This window comes from Prevotella sp. HMSC073D09, from assembly GCF_001814145.1.
Classification (GTDB): Bacteria; Bacteroidota; Bacteroidia; order Bacteroidales; family Bacteroidaceae; genus Prevotella; species Prevotella conceptionensis.
Genome location: NZ_KV815122.1, coordinates 20313 through 29387, shown reverse-complemented (window position 1 = coordinate 29387; position 9075 = coordinate 20313). Strand labels below are relative to the sequence as shown.

At 43.0% G+C, this 9075-nt stretch carries 4 protein-coding genes; all 4 read right to left on the bottom strand.

Annotated elements, in window-relative coordinates:
* Positions 1–762: 762 nt before the first annotated feature.
* The 4 genes from HMPREF2955_RS11300 to HMPREF2955_RS11285 all read right to left on the bottom strand — a co-directional run bounded on the left by HMPREF2955_RS11300 (position 763) and on the right by HMPREF2955_RS11285 (position 8958).
* Positions 763–1728 carry a tetratricopeptide repeat protein gene (locus HMPREF2955_RS11300; protein ID WP_070723585.1) on the bottom strand — a complete coding sequence of 322 codons (966 nt, stop codon included), beginning with the start codon at positions 1726–1728 and terminating at the stop codon, positions 763–765.
* Positions 1729–1817: 89 nt separating this feature from the next.
* Positions 1818–2000, bottom strand: a complete 183-nt coding sequence (locus HMPREF2955_RS11295; RefSeq protein ID WP_139145554.1) for a hypothetical protein — start codon at positions 1998–2000, stop codon at positions 1818–1820.
* A gap of 7 nt (positions 2001–2007) precedes the next feature.
* The gene (locus HMPREF2955_RS11290; protein WP_070723584.1) at positions 2008–2982 is read right to left on the bottom strand and encodes a tetratricopeptide repeat protein; all 975 of its coding nucleotides are present in this window, start codon (positions 2980–2982) and stop codon (positions 2008–2010) included.
* Between the two features lie 3 nt (positions 2983–2985).
* Positions 2986–8958, bottom strand: coding sequence for an FG-GAP-like repeat-containing protein (locus tag HMPREF2955_RS11285; protein WP_070723583.1), 5973 nt, complete (start codon positions 8956–8958; stop codon positions 2986–2988).
* Between the last annotated feature and the right edge of the window lie 117 nt (positions 8959–9075).

The following is a 9075-nucleotide window of genomic DNA, read 5'->3' as shown; positions in this document are numbered from 1 at the left end:
CAAGGTAAAATGGTGCAAAATGCAGTGCAAAATGGGGCAAAACGCAAGACAAAACGCATAAAAATTCACTGCCGCAGCATAGACAAAACCTCTTAGAACCATGAAAAACATGGCTAAAAAGGGCAAAATGGCCATCAAAAAGTGGGGTTTTAGGCACCAAAAGGGCGTATTTGGGCGTAAAAAAATAATGGGTTGGCAACCAAACTAGAAAGGCAAAATGGTGCAAAACGCAGGTTGCCTTCTCAAAAGCAGACAAGACGAAAGGATTGAAAGGTTAAAAACAGTAGTCATTTACCTACTTTTTAACCGACATTTTCGCTAGAACGGAGCTAAGAAAAGAGCAGTGTTGTAAAATAAAAATATCGGATTTAAGATTTTGAGTTGATGGAGCTGTGAGTTGAGGAGGTTGTAAGTTGATGAGTTGATGAGTTCGTAAGTTGATGAGTTTTCGAGTATGTGAGTTGATGAGTTTGTCAACTTGTGAACTTGTGAACTCGTCAACTGGTTAACTAGTCAACCGGTTAACTCGACAACTCCTCAACTCCTCAACGTGTCAACTCCTCAACGTGTTAACTGGTTAACTCGTCAACTGGTCAACTGGTAAACTCGTCAACTTGTTAACTCGTCAACTTGTGAAACTGGTCAACTCGTCAACTTGTTAATTAGAAGCAAGCGAATTACCCTGCACTTGCTATGCGAGAGGAGCGTTTATCCTGTGTCGGCATCACAAAGACAACAGACTCCTCTCAATTTATAGAAAGTTTAGAAGTCAACACAACTTCGTTTAATATCGTCAATGTACCGCAGCGTATGCCGCATAATTTTCTTTGCCCAGCGCATTCCCTCGCCATGTTCCGAGTAAGCGATGTAGTCTAGGCCTAGCGCAACAAGGCCTTCGAACTGCGCCAAAGCATCTTCATTTCGGCCACAGTACATCAATGCCACGGCATAATTATATTTAACCAACGGGTCGTTGGGCTCTTGTGCAAAGGCGTTTGTGGCATATTTAAGGCAATCGGCCTTGTTCCCAACCTTCTTGCTGTATTCAGACAGTCGCACATGGAAATAATATTCCTTAGGATAACCTTTGCAAACACCTTTAAGATAACGCACCAGCTTATCCCATTGCCTGGTCTCTTCCAGTGTTTCCATCCTCCCTTCTATTCGATGGGCCTGTGGCCTGGTGGCGTAACCTTCATCCGAATAATCCACTTCCGAATTGAGATAGCTGTATTTCAGTTCTTTATAAAACAGCGTAGCCTCCTTCTTTGTGAAGTTGCTCCGTACGCCCTTTCCCCTATTTTTCAGGTGTTCTTCCATCAGGGCGAGTGCCTCTTTTTCTCTGAAAAGCGCGCGAAGGGAAAGGGCTTTGTAATATCTGGCCTCGTTAACAAACGTCTTAATCCACATCGGGCGATACCCGCTTTCCTTCAAGTCGTGCTCGCTCATATTCAGAATGTTGTCCCATTCGGCAATCGCCTCTTCGTTTTTGTCCAACGCCCAAAGCACGCGGGCACGCGTATAAATAACGTAGGGGTCGGTTGGTTCAACCTTCTTTGCCCTATCCGCATATTGCAGTGCCTCTTCGTTTTTGCGATCATTCCACAACGAAACTGCCATCCGGGTGAGCAGATAGCCGTCTTCTGGTGCCTGCTCCACCATCTTGCGCAGCAAATTGTCTGCCGCCCTATATTTCTTCTGCCTTATTAGTTGATTTAATTTGTCCATATCCACATTGTTTAGTTAGAGCTTTTAGTTGCTTATGTTTCTGCTTTCGCACAACAGGCGTGACTTTCGTCACCGCCTTTTGTGCGCGGTTAAGGGCAGGTAGACGGGCTTTTGGAGTGCATGGTACGTTCTTGCTCGAAACCATTGGCGACGTCTGCCCAATCGTCTAACATGCTCCGCAGTTGCGTGTTCTCGGGATGAGCCTTCACTTGCTCTGCCAAAAACGCCCTTGCCCTTTCCATTCCGTCGCGCAGGTATATGCCTTCATACATCTTGCTTTTAATGCTTTTCTGCTGTTTCTTCCTTTTGCTTGATTTCCTCGATATACCGCTGCGAGTGCCGCACAATTTTCTTTGCCCAGCGCATTCCCTCGCCATGTTCCGAGTAAGCGATGTAGTCTAGGCCTAGTGCAACAAGGCCTTCGAACTGCGCCAAGGCATCTTCGTTTCGGCCACAATACTTCAATGCCACGGCGTATGTGTACTTCACAAGTGGGTCGTTAGTTTCTTGTGCAAAGGCCTCTTCGGCATATTTAAGGCAATCGGCCTTGTTTTTTGCCTTGATGCAGTATTCAGACACCAAGGTTTTATAGTAATACTCCCTGTGATACCGTTTGCAAACACCTTTAAGATAACGCACCAACTTATCCCATTGCTTGGCATCTTCCAGTTCGTTTAGCCTTTTAAAGACCTGCTTGTTTTGCTTGCTTGTGGAGAAGCCCTCGGCTGTTTCACTTACATAAGGCCTGAAATCGCTGTATTTCAATTCTTTATATAGCAACGTAGCTTCCTTTTTTGTGAAGTCGCTTTGTACGCCCTTGCCCCGATGTTTCAGGTGTTCTTCCATCAGGGCGAGTGCCTCTTTGTCTCTGAAAAGGGCTTGCAGAGCGGCTGCTTTATAATATCGGGCATCGTTAATCACCGACTTTGCCCAACCCTTTCCAAAACCTTTCTCAGCCACCTCCGCTTCTCCCATGCTGATGAGTTCCTCCCATTCGGCAGCAGCCTCTTCGAATTTGTGCAACGAGCCAAGAACGCGGGCGCGGGTAAAAAGCGTTAGCGGATTGGTGGGAGAAATGCTTTTGGCCTTGTCGGCATAGTTCAATGCCTCCTCGCTTTTATTGAGGTTCCACAGCGCATTTGCTAGTTGGGTGAGGAAATAGACGTTCTCAGGTTCCTGTTCGAGCTTTTTCCGCAGCAGGTTTTCTGCGGCTTTAAACCGATTCTGCTCTATCAATTGTGCTAGTTTACTCATAATTTAATGTCTTTTGTTTGGATTGGGGTCCGGTTTATGTTTCTTATTTTTTTCCCCTTTTTTTGCTTCCTGATTTTGATTATATCTTGTTCCAGATCGCCTCCCCGTGTGTTTATCCCTTGTTTGTTTGCATTTATTTTTTGTATGTTCTGCTGCCATTGGTTTAAAATAAGAGTCTTTAATCCCCTTATAAATAGCGGTGGCACTGTTCCATGTTATGATTGCACCCGCTGTAGCATAGAGAGCGAAGGCGATGGGATCGTCTATTACCCCAATTCCTGTTGCATCATCGACAAGCAGAGCAGTACCGGCAAGAGCCAGCGATCCTGCAAGTTGATTGCTGTTGTCGTCATCGTTGGTTTGCTGCTTCGTCTTTGTTCCATCTGTGTGCATCATATCGTTAAATAGGATTGTGAATGCCCCTGTGATTGCTCCATTTGCGAACTTGCCACCACCTATTTCGTCGATCGTTCCGCTAAGAATAGAATTGGCTGCAACCTCGGCCACCTTACCAAGAGGTTTGAGATTGCTTTCAATGAAACTGCTACCTAAGGAAGATGTTGCTCCCATCATGAAACCATGAATAACATTACCACCTTGCAGACCTTCAAGTGCTCCCTCTGAAAGCGTATGCGCGCCAATGCGTAGCCAAAATTGTTGAATGTCTCCTACATAGTTCTTCACGACCCCTGTAACGGCACCCCAAAATGCACCAATAAAGGTTGATTTAGCTATTTGCCCAATGTTTGCTCCATTTAGTAGAGCACCTGTTAATGCACCAGCAGCTCCACCTGCAGCACCAGCAATGAGTGCAACAGCAGCTCCACTGCCCGACCCCGCGGTAACAACGGTTACAGCAATTCCAACGATAGATGCCGTGATAGTTTTCCAGTTTTCGCTAAACCAGCTATAACCTGATGGGTCGATTAGGGAAAGTGGATTGTTTATACAGTATGCATAGCGATTGAGGCTTTGTGAAAGGTCTGGTGATTGAATGAAAGGGTCGGCAGAGATAAAGCGGCCTACAATGGGGTCGTACATCCGGCCGTCCATATTTATCATTTCGAATATGTCGATATGCTCGTGTCCCCCAAAACCATGGTCGTTGTAAGCGTTGCTTGATGTCAGCACAGAAAACTCGACCCAAGTGTCAGGATTACGCCTTACCCCCCATGCATCATAGCTAAGCTCTTGAAAAAGCTTGCCCGTCTCATCAGAATATGCCTGGATAGAACCCAAATGATCATGGTGCAGGTATTTAATACTGCTGCTACCATTGTCTTCTTGAGATACGATGGCAATTGCTTTATCAAAAACAAGTATATAGTTGGTGTTACTAACTTTGCCGTTCTTAATCTTTTGTTCGAACAAATTATCCACATAATATCTACGGGTATCATCAATGTCGGTCAATACCCTAGATTTGTTAACGCCATATCCTATGTACATGAATGTGCCACGAGCTTCTACGACCGTGATCTTATCGAAAGAATTGTAGGTGATACCATCCCATGTTGTAAGGGGGCTTTTACTGTTTTTAATGGCATGCAGTTTGTTTGAACCGTCTAGGTAAGTGTATGTTCCTAAATCAGACTTACTGGTTATGTTGCCTGCATTGTCATAAGTCATGGACTGTTTTACCTGTCCATTTTTGCTAACAGTGGTGAGACGATACATGTCATCGTAGGTGAAGACCTCTTCGAGGTTTCTTTTTAAGTCGTGGCGTGCGATGAGATTACCTACGGGGTCAAACTTATAGCCCCAATTTTGTACCCCTGGGGTTAGAATACTGGCAATGGTTCCCTTCCTGGGGTCATGGGTAGTTGTTGTAACAAGGCCGTTTCCGTATTCTTCTTTTTCTATTTGTCCTCTTGCATCTAGGCTTAGTAGTTTCCAATACACCTTTTGGTTATCGGCATTCACAACCGAGGTTTGTATCCCGCACGCATCATATTCGTATTTGATTTTGAGTCCTGAAGGATATTTTATCGTTTCAACTTGGTTTGCTGAGTTATAAGTATAGACAATATCGTATTCTTTGTCATCAATTAATGTCTGTTTTTTAACAACCCTGCCATAACTATCATAGGAATATAAGTTATGAGACTTAGGAGGACCTTCTGAAAAAGCCACATCTATTGCGCCTTTCCAACCGTTATCATATCTAGTAAAGACCTCTACATCCGGTCGGAGTTCTTCTTTTATGCGTCCGCCTGCGTCATATACATATCTAGTTTCTCCGTGCGCATCTCTGTGTGCAACAAGTTCCCCGAATGCATTATAGGTATCTTCTGAAAATCCTAAATCCGGGTCGTTTAGGCCTACTCGATTACCCACCATATCATAAGCGCAGCTAATGGTTGTTCTTGGCCCTTTTGTTTCGATACACTTTCCGTCAGGATTGTATTTGTAAGTGATGCTTGTCCCTGCATTGTCAATGCTTTCCACTAGTAGGCCATTAAGGTTACTAACCTTTGTACTGGCATGGCCGAGAGGATCTGACACCGTGGTTTTAAGCCCTGCATACTGAAATGTATAACGACTTCCATCAGAGGCAATCTGTGTCGTTGTTCTACCAGCATCATCATATTCGTTCCAATTCCATAATGGTTGATCGCCAATATAGTATGGTTCGGAACTTTTCTCTATAAGTCCCCGTTTATTATAAGTATGATCTATGCAGACCTTCTTCCCATTAATCGACTCTGTAACCTTTCTCAACAAGCGACCTAGGCAATCGTAAAACTCGATGACAGCAGGCTGTCCTGTAACTTTGCTCCATTCAAAATACAAAGCATTTGTTGGAGCGTCAGGCATTTTGGAACTCCATCCTATTGTTTTTAACGCCTTTGATATGGGGTTGGATGCCGTGACAAGATTGCCAAACGCATCATAAGTGTAATTAGAGGTAATGTTATTCTTATCCGTAGAAGTTGTAACAAGCCCTGTTGCCTCATTAAATGTTGAAGTTTCGGTAAAGCCTAGACTGTTGATTGAGCGGATTATGTTTCTTCCTTTGGTGTCGAAAATGGTTTGAGTAACCCTTTCGATGGAATTATGAGCAAGCGGCGACACAACACTTTTAATGATGTTTCCAAAGTTGTCGTGGACATAGGTCTTACGGTAGCCTAGGTTAGCGTTGTCTGGTGCAAAGACCTCCGCAGACAGTAATCCTGAACTTTGATCGTATTCGAAAGCAGACTTCCGCGTTATCGTATTGCCTTCATAAGATTTGGAAACGATACTTTCCATAAGCCTACCCAAGAACCATTTATCCGTATTGTTGGTGAACGTGTTGGTTGTGATTGTTTCTACGTCTCCATCTTTAATAATTGTCTTTGTGGTGTTCCCAAAATTATCGTACTCATAATTAGTCTTTACATCCTTTATCAATTCACCTGTATTAAATTCATAGCTCCTTTGGTGAACCATTTCTGGCATATAGGTGTATATGTGATTAAAATAAATTGAATAAGAGTAGTCTGCTTTAAACGTATAGGTATAGTCGCTTTCGTCAATCACCTTGTTGTTAATCGTTGTTTGGCTATGACTTGGTGCAATTACATACGCTCGCTTGTCGACAGCATAATCCGTAGTTGTCAGTGTATTTGTTGCTTCGTCTTTTACATAACACTTTGCAAAGCCCAACAACCCACGTCCATTTTTATGGAAAAGCGCATCTTCATATCTGTAGGAAGTAACGTTTGTTCCGCCAATTCCGTTTGGTGTCGAAACTGATGCAACAACAGGCCATGACGAGCCTATAGAAACAAGGGGATAACGGTTTGTTTCACCCCTTTTAAAAACGGTGTCATCAGTTAAGTATTTATATTCGATATTTGTGGTGTTTCCTAGTCCATCTTTAATTCCTGTGAGAAGACAATTCTTAGTAGATGGCATCAAATAAAGTTGATAACCATCCCACCAGCTCTTGTTCCAATCGGATGTACAAACAAAATCAGCTTTACCATCACCATTAAAGTCTCCTACGTAGAAGTGCCATTTATCAGTAGCATATACTGCCTCCCCCTTGATCTGCTGGTAAAAGTTTCCCTTACCATCATTAAGATAAACTTGGGGCCGTGTCATATTATAGCCTGAGGATGTGTTGTCTACGGCTTGCATGTCGTCGAAACCATCTCCATTTAGGTCAGCAATGAAAAGATGCTTTGAGCGAGCATCGAAAGGTTTTTCGTAATACTCTCTCGTAAAAGTTCCGTCTCCCTTTGAGTAATTTATACACCAATCATTCCAGCCCCCACTGTTAGGGTTAGCCGTCCATCCCGTAAGGAGCATGTCTGTTTTACCGTCACCATTAAAGTCACCTAACTCCATATAATGCCTTTTGTCGGGCCATGATGTCCAATCCTCTTTAGTCATCGTTCCCGCACCATCACTGTACATGATGCTGTTTCCGTACTCGTTAAGGTTCATGGCATCTGTTAGTCCATCGCCATTGAAATCTCCGAACTCCACTCGATCCCAATTAGCAGAACAATAACGAGTGGCAGTATAATCAAGAGGTTTTATGCCGTACTCGCCCTCTACTGAATATATTAGTTTGCATTCCCGCGAGTCAGAAAGCCAAGCGAATAGGTCAGCTGCCCCATCACCATTTAGTTCGACTGTTTGAATGGTGTAATTGCTTTGAAGTGAGATAAAACATTTGGAGAAATTTAAATGAACCTTTTTGTTGGCATCCACGGAAGTAGTGTACAAATCACAATTATGCCATGTTCCAGAAACACATCTCTTTGCAACCACATCCGTATAACCATCACCATTAAAATCTCCGCAAACCACTTGCTCAAGATCATCGTCGTTCCAATTCCAAGTTCCACTTGCAGCAAGTTCAAAAGAAGTTCCGTGGCTGATGAAAAGTTTCCAACCTTTCCAACCTGCATCGTTATTCTCTGGTGTGGCAATAAAATCTGCTAATCCATCACCGTTAAAATCACCTATGGCCAAGGTGGCTTTATGGATAAAGCTTGTTTTGGAATAGTCGTAATTCTTTACGTTGAAATCGTTAAGGTTGTTCCATGTCAGTTGTGTAGGATTCTTGTTTTCACGTCCCACACCACTTTCCGTAATCTTAGAAAGCTGATACTTACGATTTACAACCTGATAATCGAGACTAAAAGTTCTTACTGTTTGCCCTTGCATAGATAGGGAGACAGACGAAAGGAGCTGGCTTCTTTGAACCTTTACTCCTGTAATATAGGTCACGGGAGAATAAAAATTGTCTCTGTATGAAAAGTTAATAGAAGCATAAGGGGTAAGGCCAGCAGCTGCATTTCCAGTATATTCAACTCTGTGCGGATAAAAATCATTGGTTTCAGCTTCGCCTCGGTACGTGACAGTAAAATAATTCCCCTTTGTGTCTGTCACTTTAGATACTAGCCAAAACAGGGTGAAATCTGTTTTTGTCTTGCCTAGGGCTATTGCCACTGGAACATACTCATAAATCAGCCCTGACTTTGTATATACAATAAATGAGTCGGGATTTATACTCTTTCCTTTTGCTATAATTCTTGCAAAAGAGTTGTTCTCTGTTCGATATTCATTTGTTGTTTCTGTAGAGTAAGAGCAATTGAATAGCCTCTGTCCGTCTAATGCAAAATGGTCGCTTCGTGAAAAGCCTATTACCGTCGAAGTTCCATCATGGAATCTATCAGAAGGAACACGGCTTATGATGGATAGTCCCGTAAGGTCAAAACCATATCCTGCTAAACCGTTTTTCGTGGAACTATTATAACTTATTGATAAATTTGGCTTCATTCCAGCCGTTCCTGGGATGGTAGGTATAGGTATTTCGTACGATAATTGGCCCGTGGGAGAGACATTTATCTCATCATTTATTTTGCCGAAGACACCATTTTCGATACCTCCATGTTCTTTTTCTGTATAAAGGCGTTCCTGTGTGAAACCTTTTGTTGCCACTAACAAGCATAGTAGCGTGAGTAAATACGTTCTCATACATTTAAAGTTTAGGTATACTTCTTTATTTCTGCGTTCAAGTGAATGCGTTCTTTTCAAATCTCGTTTTTTGGGAGTAACCTCCTGCAAGATTGTAGCAACACAATCTAGATTGTT

What these genes read in the sequence shown, in the direction of transcription:
- HMPREF2955_RS11300 (WP_070723585.1), bottom strand. Translation starts at nt 1,728, where the DNA reads ATGGACAAATTAAATCAACTAATAAGGCAGAAGAAATATAGGGCGGCA.
- HMPREF2955_RS11295 (WP_139145554.1), bottom strand. Translation starts at nt 2,000, where the DNA reads ATGTATGAAGGCATATACCTGCGCGACGGAATGGAAAGGGCAAGGGCG.
- HMPREF2955_RS11290 (WP_070723584.1), bottom strand. Translation starts at nt 2,982, where the DNA reads ATGAGTAAACTAGCACAATTGATAGAGCAGAATCGGTTTAAAGCCGCA.
- HMPREF2955_RS11285 (WP_070723583.1), bottom strand. Translation starts at nt 8,958, where the DNA reads ATGAGAACGTATTTACTCACGCTACTATGCTTGTTAGTGGCAACAAAA.